Source organism: Burkholderia stabilis, from assembly GCF_001742165.1.
Lineage (GTDB): Bacteria > Pseudomonadota > Gammaproteobacteria > Burkholderiales > Burkholderiaceae > Burkholderia > Burkholderia stabilis.
On the sequence record NZ_CP016443.1, the window covers coordinates 1306725 to 1323717 of the forward strand.

The window sequence follows — 16993 nt, forward strand, 5'->3', positions numbered from 1 at the left end:
AAGAGACCAGCGTCGCTGAGAAACTGGTCCCCCCGCACCTGACTAATGACTGCTTCCGGTCGCGCTGGAACTTGCCTGGCTTCCGCCCGATGCTGACGGTGAGCCGGCCGGGCCGGTACTCCAAACGGTCGACGAGTTGTAGTGATTCGAACCCGTGATCGCACCTGAACCACCAGCGCCCGTGAGCCCTGCGGCACCGGCGTTGGCCACGCCCTGGTCGTTCGCACTCGTGGCGGTGTAGTGATTCGCACCGAGCACGATCGTGGCGGAAACGCCGCCCGACAACGCGTTCGCGTTTTCGTTCGTACTGCTGTTTCCACCGTACGAGCCTGCGGCACCGATACCGCCGCCCGCCGCGAACGCCCCCCGTTCGTGCCCGAACCGCTGGCCGTCGAGGTCGAGTTGTGAAACGCGGATGCCGTACCAACGGAACCGGACGGTGTCACGGTACTTCCCGCATTTGCGCCCGCTACCGAATTCGAATTGCTCGTATAGCTGCCGGAGCCGACCAGTACCGAACCGGAAACGCCTGCTGCAACGGATTGCGTCTGGTTGGTCGTGGACGAACCGGCGGCCAGCACGGCCGACGATAGGACGGTAAGCGCTGTCGCTAAGATCACTTTGGCTTTCATAGCAATTCCTTGCTGTGAGGTTATTCGGCAGTCCAGGAACCGGGCTCGTCCTCACGGAGCGAAACCCGGCCCCCGTACCGCCAGCCAATGACGAACGCTACGCGCCCCGGCTTAGTGGTGATACGTCCAGCCGATCGAACCGGCGTTCGCGCCGCTCGTGCCACCAGCCTGTGCGCCGCCGAAGCCGAAGCCGCCGACCGACGACGATTGCGTGTGGTTGGTGTACGAGACCGAGCCGCTGCCGGGGCCACCTGCGAGTGCACCGGCTGCGCCGAGTGCGGCACCGGAATCGGTCGCGGAGAAATGGCCGAACCCTGCAACACCGGCCATCGTCGAACCGCCACTCGACGAGCTGCTGCTCGACACCGTGCCGCTGCCTGCGAACGCTGCACCCGAAACCGCCAGAACTGCTGCTGCAATCAGAAGCTTCTTCATGGTCGACTCCATAACGGCGTGGACTGAATGAGCCAGGAAGATCGCACGCCATCAATCTTCCAGACTTGAGCAATCCTCACAAATAAGGATCACTATCTAATTACGAGAATCATGTTGCCTTTGAAACTCATTCTTTTCTGTTTTTGCCAGCCGAAGTTTAGTTTCGTGTTTTTCAGTTGTCCAAAATTTATGAGTAGGTGTTTTCGATGAATCTTATGAATTTTTGAAATTTCCCGAAAACGACTCCATTAATACAACCGGATCGATACGCTTATTTTTCCGGCCCGCGATATTCGATACCCCGCCGGACGGGATGCCGGCACATGGCATCCCTTTCCGGAATCGAAAACGCGCGAATACATTTACCACCGCAAAATGCAGCCTCGTGGAAAATACGCTTTTCAGTCGAGCGATAACGAGCCTGCATCGCAGCCAGGTAGCATGTCTTCTCCCTGAGCGATCGACGAAAGGTCTTCCGGATAATCCGGCCGACGGGCGTTCGATCTAATCCGGCCGGCGCCAGGTTTTGCCTGGCGCGATCGAAACCGCCCTGCACGGTCGAAGGCGAATCGGCGTCACGCTGTCCGGCACGAACAGCCTGACCCATCCGGGTGAACTGAATGAGGGCGAATACCGCTGTCGCCCGGTTGCCGCGCGGCGCGACAACCGCTCCAGCACGCGAAGCGTGCGGAGGCCGAGAAATCGGCACATGGAAACCCGCGAAGCTGGCACTGCGCCGCGAGCAACACCCCGATCTTTCCGACTACCCCACTGGAGCGCAAAGTACGCGCCGATCAAGCTACTGCTTATAGTCTTCATCGCCGTTTCCCCGACTGGCTTATTGACGAGGTGGTCGCCCCACATCTTTGTTGCTTCATCTCGACCGCTCGCCGATGCGCCGAATACCGCAAGCAGCGTGCCACGCGTTATTCCACCGTTCATTGCGCGCGCCGAACGGCCGCCGCGCCGGCACGAATCGCCGGGAACGTCATTTTTTGTTTCAGGAATGTATCGCGGCAACGGTTCGGCACGCGCGGCGATCGTTGAGCGCCGCGAAGCAATGCCATGATTTGACGGACGAATCCGGCTCGCCGGCCCTCGCCGAACGGTCAGATGAACAGTTGTTTCAAACTTGAGAAGCGCGCTGCCGCGCCGGCCAGGCGGTGCGGGCCTTGCCGCTCGCAAACCACGCGGCGCGGCACGTGCGGCCGGTTTCCAGCACCCCGGCAAACAGGAATCGAATCGTGCGGCATCCTGTTTCGCCGGGCCGGTGTGACGGCCTCCGATACGTCGTCGGCACGCGCCGGCCTCGACAATTCAAACGATTTTGATTCATCCGTGAAAATACCGACACGATCACGGATAGAAAGACAGGCCTAAAAGACGTTGAAAAAATAAAATCCGTGAAGCGGCCAACGGCGCCGCGATCCACCCGCTCATCGTCGTAAAATTTAAAACAAAATATAACAAATGTTTACGGCATCGATTTCAGACGATTCATCCTTGTTTCACTTTCTTTCGGTTTACATTTCACGCGATACGCTCGATCCACGAGCGATACGCTCAAGCAACTCTTTTAATCGACAACCAGTGCAATTCTCATCATTGAAACATGCTCGATCAACACTCGTTTAACACCCCTCACCTCGCAAAAGCCTGATTTATCGCGAGTTTCGTCGTATCGAATCGCGTCGATCCGGCAATCGTTCCGATCGCTTTTCTGTCCCCACGATACACGCGTGAAACACATATCCGCGTGCCGTGCAGCAATTGCACGAGCACGCGGTCGCGCATCGGGACTGCGGCGTCCCTGGCATGCCGATTGCCTGATATGCGGCTCTCACCGAGCGGCACGCCACGGCACGAAGAACACGGACGGCGCCCGCTCGTCAATCAGCTTGTCGGGGAACGGCGATGAAGATCACCTGCGATCGATCGACGCTTGCGTCGTTCAAGCATCAACGGGGAAGCCAGCGAAACCGGAGCGCCTGCCGCGGCGCTTCGTCGACATCAGCCCATGCGAACCGGCGCTTGCCGAAACGCTGCCCGTGCAGCGGGATGGGACGTGTTCGCGCCGCCGTCGAGCAAATCGACGTGTGGTTCGACGAGATGTTCGACGAAGGGGAAAGCCATGAATGACAGGGTTCCGATCGCGACGCGCGCCGGTCGACACGCCCTCGTGACGGGCGGCGCCGGTTTTCTCGGCAGCTACGTGTGCGAACGCCTGGTCATCGAAGGCGCATTCGTCACCTGCATCGACAGCCTGCTGACGGGGCGCAAGCTCAACGTCGCCGACCTGAAAGCATCCGGGCGCTTCGAATTCGTGAAGGGCGACGTATCGCTCGGCCTGCCGCAGCTGCAGGTGGACGAGATCTGGAATCTCGCGTGCGCGGCATCGCCGCCCACGTACCAGATCGATCCCGTCCACACGATGATGACGAACGTGCTCGGCATGAACCACTGTCTCTCGCTCGCGCGCAAAACTGGCGCACGCGTGTTCCAGGCCTCGACCAGCGAGATCTACGGCGACCCGGGCGTGCATCCGCAGACGGAAACCTATCGCGGCAACGTGAACACGATCGGCCCGCGCGCGTGCTACGACGAAGGCAAGCGCGCCGCCGAGGCGCTGTGCTACGACTACTACCGCACGCACGGCATCGACGTGCGCGTCGCGCGCATCTTCAACACCTACGGCCCGCGAATGTCGCCGCGCGATGGCCGCGTCGTGTCGAACTTCATCGTCGGCGCGCTCAACGGCGCGCCGCTCGAGATCTACGGCGACGGCAAGCAGACGCGTTCGTTCTGCTTCGCCAGCGACCTGATCGACGGCTTCTTCTGCCTGATGGGCGCCGAGCGCAACGTCGGTTCGCCGGTCAACATCGGCAACCCCGGCGAATTCACGATGATCGAACTCGCCGAGAAAGTGCTCGCGATGACGGGCTCGAAATCGGAAATCGTGTTCCGGCCGTTGCCGATCGACGATCCGCACCAGCGCAAACCCGACATCTCGATCGCGTCGACCGAGCTCGGCTGGCGGCCGACCATCGATCTCGACGAAGGCCTGCGCCGGACCGTCGACTATTTCAGCCGCGAACTGTGGCTCGAGCCGGTGCTGCGCATGACCGGAGCGACCGCATGAAAGTGCTCGTGACAGGCGGAGCGGGTTACATCGGCAGCCATACGTGCAAGGCGCTCGCGCAAGCGGGACACGAACCGGTCGCCTACGACAATCTCTCGACCGGCCATCGCGACGCGGTTCGATGGGGGCCGCTCGTCGCGGCCGACATTCTCGACCGCGACGCGCTGTCGAAGGCACTCGCCGCGCACCGGCCCGACGTCGTGATCCATTTCGCCGCGCTCGCCTATGTCGGCGAATCGGTGCTCGCCCCCGAGCGCTACTACACGGTGAACGTCACGGGCACCTGCACGCTGCTGAGCGCGATGCGCGCGGCCGGCGTCGGCAAGATCGTGATGTCGTCGTCGTGCGCGACCTACGGCGTGCCGGATGCGCTGCCGATCTCGGAGCGCACGCCGCAGCAGCCGATCAATCCGTACGGCTTCACGAAATACGCGATGGAGCGGATGGCCGCCGATTTCGAGCGCGCGTACGGGCTGAAGTGGGTCGCGCTGCGTTACTTCAATGCGGCGGGCGCGGACCCTGACGGCATGATCGGCGAATGCCACGAGCCTGAAACGCACGCGCTGCCGCTCGCGATCCGCGCGGCGCTCGGCACCGGCCATGCCTTCCAGGTGATGGGCACCGACTACCCGACGCCCGACGGCTCCGCGATTCGCGATTACGTGCACGTGAGCGACCTCGCCGACGCGCACCTGAAGGCCACCGCCTATCTGTGCCGCGGCGGCAACAGCGTCGCGCTGAATCTCGGCACCGGCAAGGGCACCTCGGTGCTCGATGCGCTGCGCGCCGTCGAGGCCGTCACCGGACGCACCGTGCCGACGACGATGGCCGCGCGCCGCCCGGGCGATCCGCCCGAGTTGTACGCCGACGCAACGAAGGCCGCGCTCGTGCTGGGCTGGCGGCCGCGTTTTACCGCAATCGAGCAAATGGTCGAACACGCCGCGGCGTGGTTTCAAAAAGAACTGCAATTCGAATCCGGCCAGTAATCGGAAGTCGAGCCGGTTTCACGGAAAGGCACCCAGGGGAACAACCATGAATGTGCGGATCGCCATCGTTGGCACGGGCTACGTCGGGCTCGTGAGCGGCGCATGCTTTGCGGATCTCGGGCACGACGTCGTCTGCATCGACAACAATCGCGGCAAGATCGACGCGCTGAACGACGGCCGCATGCCGATCTACGAACCGGGCCTCGACGCCGTCGTCGCACGCAACGTCGAACGCGGCACGCTGCGCTTCAGCAGCGACCTGGCGGCGAGCGTGAGCGATCGCGACGCGGTGTTCATCGCGGTCGGCACGCCGGCGCAGCCGGGCACCGATCACGCGGACCTGCAGTACGTCGAGGCGGCCGCGCGCGAGATCGCGTCGAACCTGACCGGCTTCGCGGTCGTCGTCACCAAGTCGACGGTGCCGGTCGGCACGAACCGGATCGTCAAGCAAATCGTCGAGCAATACGCGCCGGCCGGCATCGACGCGGCGATCGCGTCGAATCCGGAGTTCCTGCGCGAAGGATCGGCGCTCGACGATTTCATGCATCCGGACCGCGTCGTGTTCGGCGCCGAGCATCCGCGCGCGATCGAGATCATGAAGGCGATCTACGCGCCGCTCGAAGCGACGGGCCATCTCGTGCTCGCCACCGAAATCGAAACCGCCGAACTCGTGAAGTACGCGGCGAACGCGTTCCTCGCGGTGAAGATCAGCTACATCAACGAAATCTCGGATCTGTGCGAAGCGGTCGGCGCCGACGTCGAGCTGGTCGCGAACGGAATGGGCCTCGACCGCCGCATCGGCGCGTCGTTCCTCAAGGCCGGCCCCGGCTGGGGCGGCTCGTGCTTCCCGAAGGACACGCGCGCGCTGAAAGCGACGGCCTCCAAGCACGCGGTGCCGCTGCGCATCGTCAGCGCGGCGATCGAATCGAACGCGCTGCGCAAGGAACAGATCCTGCGCCGCATCGAGAAGGCCTGCGGCGGTTCGATCAAGGACAAGCGCATCGCCGTGCTCGGCCTCACGTTCAAAGGGCAGACCGACGACGTGCGCGAAAGCCCGAGCATCGACGTGATCCAGTTGCTCGTCGGCGCGGGCGCGCATATCCGCGCGTACGACCCCGCGCGTCCGCACGAGGCGTCGCGGCTGCTGCCGCAGGTATTCATGGAAGGCTCCGCGACCGACGCCGTGCGCAGCGCGGACGCCGTCGTCGTGATGACCGAGTGGAAGGCGTTCGAGACGCTCGACCTCACCGACCTGGCGGACCACATGGCCGATCCCGTGATGCTCGACATGCGCAACCTGTTCAGCGAACGGCTGGCGGTCGACAGCGGGTTTCGGCGCTACGAGCGCATCGGCCGCACGTGCAGCGAGCGCGCGCCGGCGGACCCGGCAGAACCCCAACCTGCAAACGAGGACACCCGGCTGCCTCGCAGCCTGCTTCACGACTGATGATCTGACCTTGACGGGAGAGCACCATGAAGAAGCTGGTTGCATCGCTTGCCGGCGGCCTGGCCCCGGACGCCACCGATACCGCCGATACCCCCGATACCGAAGCAGATCGCGCCGGCGCGCGGGAAGCCGACATCCCGCTCGTCGTCCCGCTGATGGACAGCGGGACCAAGTTCATCTTCCAGATCCTCGCGCTGTGCTGGTTCGTCGCGCTCGGCATCTTCTGGCGCTGGTGGCTGCGCGACGATCACTACGTCGATGCGTTCCGCTTCGGCGTCAACTGCTTCGTGCTGTTCTGGACCACCTTCATTCCCGGCTATTTCATCTTCATCATCCGCTCGGCAGTCGTGCCGAACCCCGCGCTGGCGGTGCCGCGCGACTGGCGCGTCGCGATGGTCGTCACGAAGGCGCCGTCCGAGCCGTTCGACATCGTCCGCACGACGCTGCTCGCGATGCTCGACCAGACCTATCCGCACGACACCTGGCTCGCCGATGAAGACCCGACGCCCGAGACGCTCGACTGGTGCCGCGAACATGGCGTATTCGTGTCGACGCGGCGCGGTATCGCCGCCTATCACCGGACGAGCTGGCCGCGCCGGACCCGTTGCAAGGAAGGCAATCTCGCGTACTTCTACGACATGTATGGCTACGACAACTACGATTTCGTGTCGCAGCTCGACGCCGATCACGTGCCGACCCGCACCTATCTCGAGGAAATGCTGCGTCCGTTCGTCGATCCGGAAGTCGGCTACGTGTCGGCGCCGAGCATCTGCGACAGCAACGCGGCGCAGAGCTGGAGCGCGCGCGGCCGCGTGAACGTCGAAGGGCCGCTGCACGGCACGATGCAGGCCGGTTATGCGGGCGGCCTCGCGCCGCTGTGCATCGGCTCGCACTACGCGGTGCGCTGCCGCGCGCTGCGCGAGATCGGTGGGCTCGGGCCCGAGCTCGCCGAGGATCACTCGACCACGATGATCTTCAATTCGAAAGGCTGGCGCGGCATGCACGCGCTGAACGCGATCGCGAACGGCGAAGGGCCGCGCACGTTCGCCGACCTGGCCACGCAGGAATTCCAGTGGTCCAAGAGCGTGATGATCATCATGCTGCGCTATACGCGCCGTTATTTCGGCGGCCTGCCGCCGAAGCTGAAGGCGCAGTTCCTGTTCTGCCAACTGTGGTATCCGCTGTGCGCGCTCGCGATGGCCGGCAGTGTCGTGATTCCGGTCGTCGCGCTGCTGACCGGCCGCGTATGGGCGCACGTCGATTACCTCACGTACCTCGCCTACGCGCTGCCGCTCAGCGTGCTGATCCTCTGCGTCGTGACCTGGGCCACGCATTCGACCCGGTCGTGCCGCCCGCTGAACACCAGGCTGCTGTCGTGGGAAGGGCTGTCGTTCGTGTTCGCGCGCTGGCCGTGGGTCGTGCTCGGCTGCGCATCGGCGCTGTTCGACTGCGTGCGCGGCAAGGAATTCGCGTTCAAGGTCACGCCGAAGGGCGGCGCAATCGAGCAGGACGCGCCGCTGCGCGTGGTCGCGCCGTACCTGCTGATCTCGCTGTTCTGCAGCCTGCCCGTCGTCACGGTCGAGAATCCGCGCAACGCCGCCGGCTTCTATCTGTTCTCGACGCTGACGAGCATCCTGTACCTGGTGATCGCGGCCGTCGTCGCGGTGAATCACGGCAGGGAGCAAGGGCTCGACGCGTCGGCGTTCAGGCAGATGTTCTTCAGCCGGCTGCCCGTGCGCAACGCGCTGTTCGTGTTCGCGCTCGCGATGCTGTTGACGGGCATCGGGTTGCGCGCGCCGAAAGGCTGGCAGGCGATGATGTGGCGCTCGGGGCTGCCGGCCGTCGTCGCGCCCGTGCCGGGCCAGCCGGTCAAGCAGCCCGAGCTCGGCGCGTACGATCCGGACAGGACGTTCGCGGCCGATTCGAATCTCGCGTTCGATCACGTGTTCGTGTCGTGGAACGCGCCCGATATCGGCGACGAAATCGGCGACGCCTACCGGGATGCGCAGTCGAGGAACCGCTCGCTGATGCTGACCGTCGAGCCGTGGGCAGCCGACGGTACGCGACAAGGCGCGCTGCTCGAGGACATCGCGCACGGCCGTTACGACGCGCGCATCGCGGCCCTCTGCTCGACGCTCGCGGCGCTGAAGGGCTCCGTGTTCGTGCGCTGGGGCCACGAGATGGAGACGGACACGGGGCGTTATCCGTGGGCCGTCGGCGACGCATCGGCATACGTCGACGCCTACCGGCGGGTCGTGACCGCATGCAGGAAGATGACCGACCGGCTGCGCTTCGTGTGGTCGCCGGCCGGCAACCGGAATCTCGACGACTATTTCCCGGGGCGCGGTTACGTGGACGTCGTCGGCCTGTCCGTATTCGACTGCCCGCGCTGCGCGGTCTGGCCGACCGGCGGCCACTTCTCCGCCGCGAGCATCCTGCGGACCAAGTACGAGCGGGTGACCGACTACGGGCTGCCGGTGATGGTCACGGAGCTCGGCATCGACGGGTCGAATGCACGCAAGCGCGACGAACTCGACGAATTCCAGCGCTCGCTGTGGCGCTATCCGCTGCTGAAGGCCGTGGTCTACTTCAACGCGGTCGATACGCCCGGCGCGTGGCCGGCGCGCTATGTGCCGGACTGGCGGATCGCGCCGGCGTTCCTGCAAACGGAAATCGTCGCGAAATGACCGGCGGCCGGCGCCGGCCTCACCCGAGCAGCTCCTTCTTCCTCAGGTGCACGACGTCGCGCATCGGCGGCGCGCCGAACAGCCGGCTGTATTCGCGGCTGAACTGCGACGCGCTTTCGTAGCCGACGACGGCGGCCACCGACCCGACGTCGCCGCCCTGGCGCAGCAACAGCCGCCGCGCCTCGTGCAGCCGCAACTGCTTCTGGTACTGCAGCGGGCTCAGCGTCGTCACGTGCTTGAAATGATGATGCAGCGACGACACGCTCATGTTGACCGCCTGCGCGAGCGTCTCGACGCGCATCGGCTCCGCGAAGTGATCGCGAATCCATTCGATCGCGCGCGCGATCCGGTGCGTCTGGCTGCCCGCGATGGCCATGTGGCGCAGCCGCGTGCCCTGCCCGCTCGTCATCAGCCGGTACAGCAGTTCCTTTTCGATCAGCGGCGCGACGACCGGAATGTCCGCCGGCGTATCGAGCAACCGTAACAAGCGCAGCGCGGCGTCGAGCAGCGGCGGCGTCAGCTCGGCGAGCGCGATCCCCTCGCCTTCGGGCCCCGCGTCGGGCTCCGGCAACCGCATCTCGGCCGCGAGTTCGACGATCCGCTGCGGATCGAGCGTCAGCGACAGGCACAGGTAAGGCGCGTCCGGTGATGCGCGCGTCACGCGCGACAGGATCGGCAAGTCGATCGACGTAATCAGGCAATTCTGCGAATCGTATTCGTACGCCTGGCCGGCGACGATCACGCGCTTCGCGCCCTGCGCGGCGATCACGAGCGCGGCCCGCGACACCGTGCAGCCGAGATCGACCGGACGCGCGTGCCGGTGCAGCATCAGGCCCGGCACGGCCGTGGCATGCGAGCCGTCCGCCGGCGCGAAGCGGCCGATCAGCGACGCCAGTTCGCGCCGCCCGGATTCGCGCGACGCCGCGATATCGGTCATGTCCATGACGAATCCTCGATTGATTTCCCCGTGTCGCGGGAGCATAGCGAAACGGCTCGCAGCGTGCCGGGGATTTGCAGGATTGTTCAACAAATTTGCAGGATTGGGTAGACGCAAATTCTGCGTGCTCGCGCACACTCCCCGCTAACCTGCCGGCATGGCGGGTTTTCCCCATGGAGACATAAAAATGCCTACCTCGTTTGTCCTGAACGGCAAGAACGTCACGCTCGACGCCGATCCGTCGATGCCCGTCCTCTGGGCGATCCGCGAGCACGCGGGACTGACCGGCACGAAGTTCGGCTGCGGCATGGCGCAGTGCGGCGCGTGCACGGTGCATCTGGAAGGCCAGCCCGTCCGCTCGTGCGTGCTGCCGCTCGCCGGCATCGCGGGCAAGCACATCACGACGATCGAAGGCCTGCAAAGCAAGCCCGCGAAAGCCGTGCAGGCTGCATGGGTCAAGCTGCAGGTGCCGCAATGCGGCTACTGCCAGTCCGGCCAGATCATGTCGGCCACCGCGCTGCTCGAACAGAATCCGAAGCCGACCGACACGGACATCGACGCCGCGATGAACGGCAACCTGTGCCGCTGTGCGACCTACGCCCGCATCCGGGCCGCGATCCACGACGCAGCCGCGACGCTGGGAGCCTGACCATGACGATCGAACTCGACAACCCCGGTTCGGTGCAACCGTCGCGCCGCACGTTCCTGAAAGCCGCGGGCGCCGCGGCCGCCGTCAGCCTGACGATCGGCTTCGAATGGGCCGGCCTCGGCCGCCGCGCGCTCGCCGCGACCGCGCCCGCCGCCGATTTCGCGCCGAACGCATTCCTGCGCATCACGCCCGACGGCGCCGTCACGGTGATCGCGAAACACGTCGAACTGGGCCAGGGCGCCTATACGGGCATCGCGACGATCGTCGCCGAGGAACTCGATGCCGACTGGTCGAGCGTGCGCGTCGAAAGCGCGCCGGCCGATGCGAAGCGCTACGCGAACCTCGCGTTCGGCACGATGCAGGGCACGGGCGGCAGCTCGGCGATGGCGAACTCGTGGCAGCAACTGCGCGAAGCGGGCGGCAAGGCCCGCGCGATGCTCGTGTCGGCCGCGGCGGCCCGCTGGAAGGTGCCGGCCGGCGAGCTGACGACCGCAAACGGCGTCGTCACGCACGCGAAGAGCGGCAAGACGGCCGCGTACGGCACGCTCGTCGCCGATGCGTCGAAGCTGCCCGTACCGGACAAGGTCGCGCTGAAGCAGCCGGCCGATTTCAAGCTGATCGGGCACCGGATTCCGCGCGTCGACGCCTCGGCGAAGTCGAACGGCACCGCGCATTTCACGCTCGACACGACCTTCCCCGGCATGCGAGTCGCGCTGCTGCAGCGCCCGCCGCGCTTCGGCGCGACGGTGAAATCCTTCGACGCGACGGCCGCGAAGGCCGTGCCGGGCGTCGTGGCGGTCGTGCAGGTGCCGCGCGGCGTCGCGGTCGTCGCGACCGGCTTCTGGGCCGCGAAACAGGGCCGCGACGCGCTGAAGGTCGAATGGGACGAAACGAACGCCGAAAAGCGCAGCTCCGACGAGATCATGCGCGAATACCGGCAGCTCGCCGACAAGCCCGGCACGTCCGCGCGCAAGGACGGCGATGCCGATGCCGCGATCGCCGGCGCCGCGCGCAAGCTCGCCGCGACGTACGAATTCCCGTATCTCGCGCACGCGCCGATGGAGCCGCTCGACGCGGTCGTCAAACTGACGCCCGACAGTTGCGAGATCTGGGCCGGCGACCAGTTCCAGACGGTCGACCAGGGCAACGCGGCCCACGTCGCGGGCCTGAAGCCCGAGCAGGTGCAGATCCACACGCTGTACGCGGGCGGCAGCTTCGGCCGGCGCGCGAACGCGTGGTCGGACTACGTGGTCGAGGCCGTGTCGATCGCGAAGGCGCTCGGCGCGGACGGCAAGCCCGTCAAGCTGCAGTGGACGCGCGAGGACGACATCCAGGGCGGCCTCTACCGGCCGATGTACTTCCACAAGCTCGACGCGGGGCTGACCGCGGACGGCCGGCTGGTCGGCTGGCGCCACCGGATCGTCGGCCAGTCGATCCTCGCCGGCACGCCGTTCGAGGCGTTCATGGTCAAGAACGGCGTCGACGCGACATCGGTCGAGGGCGCGGCGAACCTGCCGTACGCGGTGCCGAACGTGTCGGTGGAACTCGCGACCGCAAAGACCGGCGTGCCGGTGCTGTGGTGGCGCGTGGTCGGCAGCTCGCACACGGCCTATGCGGTCGAGGCGTTCATCGACGAAGCCGCGCACGCGGCGGGCAAGGACCCGTACGCGTTCCGCCGCGACCTGCTCGCGAAGGAGCCGCGCATGCGCGCCGTGCTGGAACTGGCCGCGCAGAAAGCCGGCTGGGACCCGGCGAAACCGCTGCCGAAGGGGCGCGGGCGCGGGATTGCGGTGGCCGAGGCGTTCAAGAGCTATGTCGCGCAGGTGGCCGAGGTATCGGTCGACGCGGACGGCAAGGTGAAGGTCGAGCGCGTGGTGTGCGCGGTCGACTGCGGGATCGCGATCAATCCCGACATCGTCGCCGCGCAGATGGAGGGCGGCATCGGCTTCGGGCTCGGCGCGGTGATGCACAGCGCGATCACGCTGAAGGACGGCCACGTCGAGCAGCGCAACTTCGACAGCTACCAGGTGCTGCGCATGGCGGAAATGCCGAAGGTCGAGGTGCACATCGTGCCGTCGGCCGAGGCGCCGACCGGAGTCGGCGAGCCGGGCGTCGCGCCGGTCGGGCCGGCCGTCGCGAACGCGATCTTCGCGGCCACGGGCAAACGGCATTACGTGCTGCCGTTCGATTCGGCGGATAGCGCGAAGGCGTGACGGGCAGGTAACAGCGCCGGCCGCGGGATGGCGACGTCCCGCGGCCTTTTTTATCGGGAGCGGGCTCGCTCTGGGGCCTGACATCGGGTTCGCGGCCCGGCCCGCGCCCTGCGCAGCCTGCCCGGATTCCCGCCTCTCCCCACACGTTACGTCAGACGTAACGCCCGTAACGTCGCCCCGCGATGCTACGTAACAATCCTTCACCGTTGTTCCGTCCCCTTCGGAACATCTCCTCGTGCGCGGCGTTAAAAATTCTTTTAAATTCAAGGCCGCCACGCCGCCAGCACCGGCTCCGGCGCCTGCCGGCGCGTCACCATCCGTTCCCTGGCCCGGAAGTTGCAACACATGACCCGCAAACACTCCTTTATGGACATGCGAGGGCCACCATGGATTGCAAATACCTGTACATCGACAACATAAAAATCAACTTCGTGCGCCGCACGATCGAAATCGACAACAAAGTCGTTGACGTTACGCCGCGTGAATTCGACGTCGTCGAATTCCTGCTCGACAACATGAACAAGATCGTGCCGCGGCAGGCAATCCAGGAAGCCGTTTGGGGCCGCGAACTCGGCGTGTCGTCGCGCACGCTCGACACCCATATCTCGCGTATCCGGTCGAAGCTGCAGCTCGATCACGACAAGAACCTGCGCATCATCCCGATCTACGCGGTCGGCTACCGCCTGGTGCTGTTCGGTGCGGCGATGACGCACGTCGAGCGCCACGACGCCGCGCCGATCCTGCGCGCGGCGCCGCAACCCGCGATGGCCGCCGACTACGCCTGACGACTCGCCCCGCGCGCCACCGGTTCGCGGCGCGCCGGCACCGATCCCCCACCGCGCCGCGCGCAATCGCGGCGCTTCGCGGCTCGCCAGCCGGGCGAGCCATGGACGCCCGGCACGCCAGCCAGTCGCGACCCGACCGCCGCCTCCGGGCGGCGGTCGCTTTTCCCCGCCCGCCCCGCGCATCCCGCTCGATCGCATTGCATGGCGCTACGTGACGCCACGTCGGGCTTCGTAGCGCCCCGCGCCCCATGCCGCCACGCGATGCGCACGACTACGGATTCCGGCGCGGCACGCGGCCGTCGCCATCCCTACAATCGACGCAGCAGCCGCGCGCCCCACCGCGCCACCGGCCCCCAAGAACAACCCGTCGAACCGACGCCGAATCCGCTCCGATCCCGCCGTGCCTGCGCTGTTCCTGACGAATGCCGACGCCGGCGACGCCGCGAGCCGGGCCCTGCCCGCCGCTTCCGCGCCATCCGCCGCGCCGCCGGCCGCGGTCGCGCTCGACGCGTCGCCCTATCTGCCGCGCCTGTCCGCCGCTGCCGCGCGCGGGTTGTCGCACGCGTACTGCGCGCCCGGCGCCGTCCCGGTCACGCTCGGCGAGCATGCGTACGAGGCGCGCTGGCGCGTCGACGCCGAGCCGGCCGCCGATGCGCATGCGTACCGCTTCGTCGTCGGCCCGGCCGCCGGCACGCTGTGGATCGACCCGGTCGCGGAAACGGAATGGCTCGGCGACGCCGCCGATCCGGCCGTGCCGGCCGTGATCCGCGCGGCGCTGCTCGCCGACCTGTGCGCGCCGCTCGCGGCCGTGCTGCAGGCCGCGACACGGCAGCGCGTGGAACTGCTGCCGCCGCCCGCGAGCGCGCCCGCCTGGCGCGCGTCGCCGGCCGCGCTGCGCTTCGAGCTGCGCCGTGCCGACGCCGCGTGGCGCTGCCACGGCGCGTTGCTGTTCGACACGCCGGATGCACTGGCCGTGTTCTTTGCGGCCGCGCCCGCCGCGCCTGCCGACGCGCGCGCGGCCTACGCGAACCTGCCCGTGCCGCTCGTGTTCGAGATCGGCCGCACCGAGCTGACGACGGCCGAACTGGCCGACGTCGTCGGCGGCGACATCATCGCGATCGAACGCTGGCAGGCGCACGAGCAGAACCTGCTGTGCGTCGCGCGGCTGCCGGCCGCGCCGGCGTGGGAAATCACCGGGCGGCCGTCGGGCAACCGGCTGACCGTCGAACGAATCAGGGAGATGCCTTTGGAACCGACCCGCACCGACACCGCGACCGCGACGACGCACGACGCGCCGCCCGCCGACGCGCCGCGCACGCTCGATGGCCTCGCGGTCGACCTGCGCTTCGAACTGCCGCCCACGTCGATGCCGCTCGGCGAGCTGAGCGCGCTGCAGCCGGGCGCCGTGATCGAACTGCAGCAAGGGATCAACCAGAGCGTGATCCATCTCGTCGCGAACGGGATGCTGATCGGCACCGGCCACCTGATCGCGGTCGGCCAGAAGCTCGGCGTGCGGGTCGTCACGCTGACGCAACCCGCGCCGCGCGAGCGCTGAACGATGGGCAACCTGCCGAATCCGGTTGCGCTGATCGCGGTGATCGCCGCGCTCGGCATCGCGCCGTTCGCGGCGCTGATGGTGACGAGCTACACGAAGCTCGTGGTCGTGCTCGGCCTGTTGCGCTCCGCGCTCGGGATCCAGCAGGTGCCGCCGAACCTCGTGCTGAACGGCATCGCGCTGATCCTGTCGCTGTTCATCATGGCGCCGGTCGGGATGTCGATCCGCGACGCGCTGCAGGCGCGCCACTTCGACGCGTCGGCGCAATTGTCGACCGCCGACGTCGGCGCGCTCGCCGATGCCGCGCTGCCGCCGATCAAGGATTTCCTCGTGTCGCACACGCGGCTGCGCGACCGCGAATTCTTCGTGCGCACCGCGACGTCGGTGTGGCCGAAGAACCGCGCGGACGGCATCAAGGACGACGACCTGCTCGTGCTGGTGCCGAGCTTCACGCTCGCCGAGCTGACGAAGGCGTTCCAGATCGGCTTCGTGATCTATATCGTGTTCATCGTCGTCGACCTGCTGGTCGCGAACATCCTGCTCGCACTCGGCATGCAGATGATCTCGCCGACGACGATCTCGGTGCCGTTCAAGCTGTTGCTGTTCGTCGCGCTCGACGGCTGGTCGCTGCTCGTGCACGGGCTCGTGATGTCGTACCGCGTGGCGGGCGCGGGATGAACGCGCGCGGCCTGCGCAGCGCCGCCGCGTGCCTGTGCGCGCTGGCCACATTCGCGCTCGCGTGCGGGCAGCCGCGCGCCGTGCAGGCCGCGAGCGGCGGCGCGGGCTTCGCGCAACTCGCGCGCGCGTGCGCGCCGAACGTCGACCCCGATACGCTCGCCGCGCTCGTGCGCACCGAGTCGGGCTTCAATCCGTATGCGATCGGCGTGGTCGGCGGACACCTGACGCGCCAGCCCGCATCGCTCGACGAAGCACGTGCGACCGCGCGCGAGCTGGCGGCGCGCGGCTTCAGCTACAGCGTCGGCCTCGCGCAGGTGAACGTGCGCAACTTTCCGAAATACGGGCTCGACGAAACGACGATGTTCGAGCCGTGCCGCAACCTGCAGGCCGGCGGCGCGATCCTGACCGAATGCTTCGCGCGCTCGTCGGGCACCGGCCGCGCCACGCAGGCCGCGTTGCGCGCGGCGCTGTCGTGCTACTACAGCGGCAACTTCACGACCGGCTTCTCGAGCGGCTACGTGAGCCGCGTCGTCGCGAGCGCGCAGCGCAACGCGCGCGAAGGCGGCATCGAGCCGATTCCCGTCGTGAGCGACACGCCGCCGCCCGAGCGCCGGCGGCGCACGCAAGCCGCTGCCGTCACGCCGCCCGAAAGCGCGCGCCGGCTGGCGTCGCCCGCCGCGTCCGCCGATGCGCCGTCATGCCACGCGCGCCCGGTGGTGATGATGTGCCGCGGGCTGCCGGCCAGCCAGGCGAAGCGGCTGTGCGTGAAGTGTCTCGATCAGCAGTAAGCCCGCCCCCTCCCCGCCGTTCGTAGCGATACCCCCTCGACGTGCGCGCATCGGCGGCACGC

At 67.0% G+C, this 16993-nt stretch carries 15 protein-coding genes and 1 pseudogene; 12 read left to right on the plus strand and 4 right to left on the minus strand.

Features of this window, described 5'->3' with window-relative positions:
• Window positions 1-42: 42 nt before the first annotated feature.
• The 3 genes and pseudogenes from BBJ41_RS42020 to BBJ41_RS41660 all read right to left on the minus strand — a co-directional run bounded on the left by BBJ41_RS42020 (window position 43) and on the right by BBJ41_RS41660 (window position 1674).
• Window positions 43-632, minus strand: a pseudogene (locus BBJ41_RS42020) (hypothetical protein).
• Between the two features lie 111 nt (window positions 633-743).
• Window positions 744-1067, minus strand: a complete 324-nt coding sequence (locus BBJ41_RS23840; protein ID WP_069750349.1) for a hypothetical protein — start codon at window positions 1065-1067, stop codon at window positions 744-746.
• 271 nt (window positions 1068-1338) lie between these two features.
• Complete coding sequence (locus tag BBJ41_RS41660) at window positions 1339-1674, minus strand: hypothetical protein (protein ID WP_236872138.1); 336 nt, start codon at window positions 1672-1674, stop codon at window positions 1339-1341.
• A 102-nt stretch (window positions 1675-1776) separates the two neighbouring features.
• Between BBJ41_RS41660 and BBJ41_RS40560 the strand changes: the two genes are divergently transcribed.
• From BBJ41_RS40560 to BBJ41_RS23865, 6 genes are all read left to right on the plus strand, one after another.
• Window positions 1777-2136, plus strand: coding sequence for a hypothetical protein (locus tag BBJ41_RS40560; RefSeq protein ID WP_156814851.1), 360 nt, complete (start codon window positions 1777-1779; stop codon window positions 2134-2136).
• Window positions 2137-2981: 845 nt separating this feature from the next.
• On the plus strand, window positions 2982-3206 hold the full coding sequence (locus BBJ41_RS41665; protein ID WP_232036275.1) for a hypothetical protein: 225 nt from the start codon (window positions 2982-2984) through the stop codon (window positions 3204-3206).
• Window positions 3199-4206, plus strand: a complete 1008-nt coding sequence (locus BBJ41_RS23850) for a UDP-glucuronic acid decarboxylase family protein (RefSeq protein ID WP_069748730.1) — start codon at window positions 3199-3201, stop codon at window positions 4204-4206. The genes BBJ41_RS41665 and BBJ41_RS23850 overlap by 8 nt, the downstream gene beginning before the upstream one ends.
• Window positions 4203-5192, plus strand: coding sequence for a UDP-glucose 4-epimerase GalE (gene galE / locus BBJ41_RS23855; protein WP_069748731.1), 990 nt, complete (start codon window positions 4203-4205; stop codon window positions 5190-5192). Before BBJ41_RS23850 ends, galE begins: the two co-directional genes overlap by 4 nt.
• Window positions 5193-5238: 46 nt before the next feature.
• Window positions 5239-6639 carry a UDP-glucose dehydrogenase family protein gene (locus tag BBJ41_RS23860; protein WP_069748732.1) on the plus strand — a complete coding sequence of 467 codons (1401 nt, stop codon included), beginning with the start codon at window positions 5239-5241 and terminating at the stop codon, window positions 6637-6639.
• A 26-nt stretch (window positions 6640-6665) separates the two neighbouring features.
• Window positions 6666-9326 carry a glycosyltransferase gene (locus BBJ41_RS23865; RefSeq protein WP_069748733.1) on the plus strand — a complete coding sequence of 887 codons (2661 nt, stop codon included), beginning with the start codon at window positions 6666-6668 and terminating at the stop codon, window positions 9324-9326.
• A gap of 19 nt (window positions 9327-9345) precedes the next feature.
• Here BBJ41_RS23865 and BBJ41_RS23870 read toward each other — a convergent pair whose 3' ends face one another.
• Window positions 9346-10269: an AraC family transcriptional regulator gene (locus BBJ41_RS23870; protein ID WP_069748734.1), complete on the minus strand. Its 924-nt coding sequence runs from the start codon at window positions 10267-10269 to the stop codon at window positions 9346-9348.
• Between the two features lie 181 nt (window positions 10270-10450).
• Here BBJ41_RS23870 and BBJ41_RS23875 point away from each other — a divergent pair, with 181 nt between their 5' ends.
• The 6 genes from BBJ41_RS23875 to BBJ41_RS23900 all read left to right on the plus strand — a co-directional run bounded on the left by BBJ41_RS23875 (window position 10451) and on the right by BBJ41_RS23900 (window position 16931).
• Window positions 10451-10912 (plus strand): (2Fe-2S)-binding protein, encoded by a 462-nt coding sequence (locus tag BBJ41_RS23875; protein WP_069748735.1) that lies wholly within the window; start codon window positions 10451-10453, stop codon window positions 10910-10912.
• 2 nt (window positions 10913-10914) lie between these two features.
• Window positions 10915-13125, plus strand: a complete 2211-nt coding sequence (locus BBJ41_RS23880; RefSeq protein ID WP_069748736.1) for a xanthine dehydrogenase family protein molybdopterin-binding subunit — start codon at window positions 10915-10917, stop codon at window positions 13123-13125.
• Between the two features lie 386 nt (window positions 13126-13511).
• Window positions 13512-13910, plus strand: a complete 399-nt coding sequence (locus BBJ41_RS23885) for a winged helix-turn-helix domain-containing protein (protein WP_059449537.1) — start codon at window positions 13512-13514, stop codon at window positions 13908-13910.
• Between the two features lie 400 nt (window positions 13911-14310).
• On the plus strand, window positions 14311-15465 hold the full coding sequence (gene sctQ, locus BBJ41_RS23890; protein ID WP_069748737.1) for a type III secretion system cytoplasmic ring protein SctQ: 1155 nt from the start codon (window positions 14311-14313) through the stop codon (window positions 15463-15465).
• A gap of 3 nt (window positions 15466-15468) precedes the next feature.
• Window positions 15469-16143 carry a type III secretion system export apparatus subunit SctR gene (sctR, locus tag BBJ41_RS23895; RefSeq protein ID WP_069748738.1) on the plus strand — a complete coding sequence of 225 codons (675 nt, stop codon included), beginning with the start codon at window positions 15469-15471 and terminating at the stop codon, window positions 16141-16143.
• On the plus strand, window positions 16140-16931 hold the full coding sequence (locus tag BBJ41_RS23900) for a lytic transglycosylase domain-containing protein (protein WP_069748739.1): 792 nt from the start codon (window positions 16140-16142) through the stop codon (window positions 16929-16931). Before sctR ends, BBJ41_RS23900 begins: the two co-directional genes overlap by 4 nt.
• Window positions 16932-16993 lie beyond the last annotated feature (62 nt).

What these genes read in the sequence shown, in the direction of transcription:
- BBJ41_RS23840 (WP_069750349.1), bottom strand. Translation starts at nt 1,067, where the DNA reads ATGAAGAAGCTTCTGATTGCAGCAGCAGTTCTGGCGGTTTCGGGTGCA.
- BBJ41_RS41660 (WP_236872138.1), bottom strand. Translation starts at nt 1,674, where the DNA reads ATGGGTCAGGCTGTTCGTGCCGGACAGCGTGACGCCGATTCGCCTTCG.
- BBJ41_RS40560 (WP_156814851.1), top strand. Translation starts at nt 1,777, where the DNA reads ATGGAAACCCGCGAAGCTGGCACTGCGCCGCGAGCAACACCCCGATCT.
- BBJ41_RS41665 (WP_232036275.1), top strand. Translation starts at nt 2,982, where the DNA reads ATGAAGATCACCTGCGATCGATCGACGCTTGCGTCGTTCAAGCATCAA.
- BBJ41_RS23850 (WP_069748730.1), top strand. Translation starts at nt 3,199, where the DNA reads ATGAATGACAGGGTTCCGATCGCGACGCGCGCCGGTCGACACGCCCTC.
- galE (WP_069748731.1), top strand. Translation starts at nt 4,203, where the DNA reads ATGAAAGTGCTCGTGACAGGCGGAGCGGGTTACATCGGCAGCCATACG.
- BBJ41_RS23860 (WP_069748732.1), top strand. Translation starts at nt 5,239, where the DNA reads ATGAATGTGCGGATCGCCATCGTTGGCACGGGCTACGTCGGGCTCGTG.
- BBJ41_RS23865 (WP_069748733.1), top strand. Translation starts at nt 6,666, where the DNA reads ATGAAGAAGCTGGTTGCATCGCTTGCCGGCGGCCTGGCCCCGGACGCC.
- BBJ41_RS23870 (WP_069748734.1), bottom strand. Translation starts at nt 10,269, where the DNA reads ATGGACATGACCGATATCGCGGCGTCGCGCGAATCCGGGCGGCGCGAA.
- BBJ41_RS23875 (WP_069748735.1), top strand. Translation starts at nt 10,451, where the DNA reads ATGCCTACCTCGTTTGTCCTGAACGGCAAGAACGTCACGCTCGACGCC.
- BBJ41_RS23880 (WP_069748736.1), top strand. Translation starts at nt 10,915, where the DNA reads ATGACGATCGAACTCGACAACCCCGGTTCGGTGCAACCGTCGCGCCGC.
- BBJ41_RS23885 (WP_059449537.1), top strand. Translation starts at nt 13,512, where the DNA reads ATGGATTGCAAATACCTGTACATCGACAACATAAAAATCAACTTCGTG.
- sctR (WP_069748738.1), top strand. Translation starts at nt 15,469, where the DNA reads ATGGGCAACCTGCCGAATCCGGTTGCGCTGATCGCGGTGATCGCCGCG.
- BBJ41_RS23900 (WP_069748739.1), top strand. Translation starts at nt 16,140, where the DNA reads ATGAACGCGCGCGGCCTGCGCAGCGCCGCCGCGTGCCTGTGCGCGCTG.